This is a genomic window from Methylophaga sp. UBA5088 (assembly GCF_002414625.1).
Lineage (GTDB): Bacteria > Pseudomonadota > Gammaproteobacteria > Nitrosococcales > Methylophagaceae > Methylophaga > Methylophaga marina.
This window is the reverse complement of sequence record NZ_DIAC01000030.1, coordinates 21,152-23,058: the sequence shown is the minus strand read 5'-3', so window position 1 is coordinate 23,058 and position 1,907 is coordinate 21,152. Positions and strand designations below refer to the sequence as shown.

General features: G+C 40.0%; 2 protein-coding genes and 1 pseudogene. All 3 read right to left on the bottom strand.

Annotation, left to right across the window (positions count from 1 at the left end; genetic code table 11):
- On the bottom strand, positions 1 to 244 hold a 244-nt coding region (locus B4K20_RS03990; protein WP_289281974.1), incomplete at its 3' end, for a hypothetical protein.
- Positions 245 to 256: 12 nt separating this feature from the next.
- On the bottom strand, positions 257 to 1,282 hold the full coding sequence (locus B4K20_RS03985; RefSeq protein WP_289281973.1) for a glycosyltransferase family 4 protein: 1,026 nt from the start codon (positions 1,280 to 1,282) through the stop codon (positions 257 to 259).
- A pseudogene (locus B4K20_RS03980) lies at positions 1,279 to 1,907 on the bottom strand (hypothetical protein); the annotation flags it as partial. The pseudogene B4K20_RS03980 and the gene B4K20_RS03985, both read right to left, overlap by 4 nt.

Genomic DNA, 1,907 nt, shown 5'->3' with positions numbered 1-1,907 from the left:
TAGAGCCATCATGTCCCAGAATAGTACATGCTGTTAGCATGACATTATTACCGAGCCTGGTGTATTCAGGATTAGTGACATTCGTATAAGGCCATATTGCGCAATGTTCCCCTATGCTATGGTAAGTCCCCCACCGCTTTAAAAATTCAGCATACTCAAAACCTGAGGGGTTGCAGAGTTTTAGATACAGCTTCTTACAACGCCCAGTTTTGAATGCTATTTTTTTTATGATAGTTCTTAACATGTAGCAATCCAGTTAAATGTTGTTATTTTCTGAGAGCTTTTTGTAAAACGCGATTAAATTAGTCTGTAAGTCATCAAGCCCATACTCGCTCGCTTTCTTCAGCCCTTCAGTTCTTATTCGTTCCTTCAATGGCGAATCATTTATTAATGTTAAAAGGTGCTCAATAACAGTGTCGGTATCTCCGTCCTCCGCAACTAGAGCCGTTTCCCGGTGAATCATAAATTCTCTTCCAGCTCCTCCAGTAAAGCCAACAACAACCGCCCCACAAGCCATTGCTTCAATAGGAGGCAGGGAAAACCCTTCGGGATATCCAGTTGCAATAAAGATATCGGCAGCTTGATACTCTTTTATCAGTTCGTCTTGTGTAAGACCATCAACTACATTGATATCAATACCATATTCCCTCATCGCTTTCTGGATAATAGCCAGATCATGGGGATTTTTTCGCGACATTGCCAAGATTCGGCGTTCAATTCTTGACTCCGCTTGAGGCAAAAAAACCGTCAAGTCAATTCCGTTAGTAACGGTATTGACAGCAATACCCATATCCTTTTCTACATAATCAGAACAGAACTGGCTACATGTCATCACTTCATCATAACCAATGTCCTTGTAACTTTTCTCTTTATCATCGACTTTCAACCAACGTCTGAGACCAACTAAGTTTTGTAAAAAAAGGACTTTTGTTTGTGCAGGAAATAAGAATGCTTGATAAGGAGCAAATTCGGTGGCGACAACAATGTCATCCATCCCCATCTTCTCAAGCGCCTCTTGATAACTCAACGTGGGAACATCAAAACCAAAGAAATTGCCATGATACTTACCCATTAAAACAGGATAAGCACGATACCCCGCCTTATTTAACATCAAACAATGTTGATATATGACTTTGACACCACCAACAGGTTTAAATTTACGAAAAAGACATCGTCTGATGTAATTAAATAACCGACGTCTTTTTAGATGTCTTACCGCACTTCTAAAAGAGAAACGTTCTTTTTGAAACAAGTCAGGAATAACGTAGTAAATGTGATTCATTTTTTATTATCTGTCACCTGAAATGTTTCCAGTGGCTGCTGAGAGTTTGCCGTTGGAACATTATTGTTATTTTCACGACTAATCACATAAGCTCTTCCAGCCAGTGACCCTATAATCAACCAGTAAAAAGAATTCAAAGAAGAGTTAGGCATCTGATCTAGAAGAATAACAGAAACTAAAATGGCATGAGAACCGAGTAGTATCGCCTGCTTATTGTCTTTTTTAAGCCGTTTCACGGACAACTTATATGTCAGCCACAAAGGCACTACAATTAATAAAAACTGAGATAGATAACCAACCCAGCCATACACTCCAAGCGTTCCAATCCAACGACCATCTGTAGTACTAGCATCACTCTCGGTAAGATCGTTGATCACACGATTTCTTCCCCAACCACCCCATCCAAATAACGGTTTTGCATTGGCATGATTCAGTAACGCCCTCTCTTGTTGAAAACGAAAGTCGAGCGATTGTGCTCTATCCGGATTAATTCGGTTGGCTATATCAACAAGTTGACCGTGCGGAAACAAGTTTAAAGACGACATCAGTGGATAACTTATAAAAAGAATACCAACTAGCAAGGCAGCTTGATGCATTCGTTTTGGTGACATCATCAACACCATGA

What these genes read in the sequence shown, in the direction of transcription:
- B4K20_RS03985 (WP_289281973.1), bottom strand. Translation starts at nt 1,282, where the DNA reads ATGAATCACATTTACTACGTTATTCCTGACTTGTTTCAAAAAGAACGT.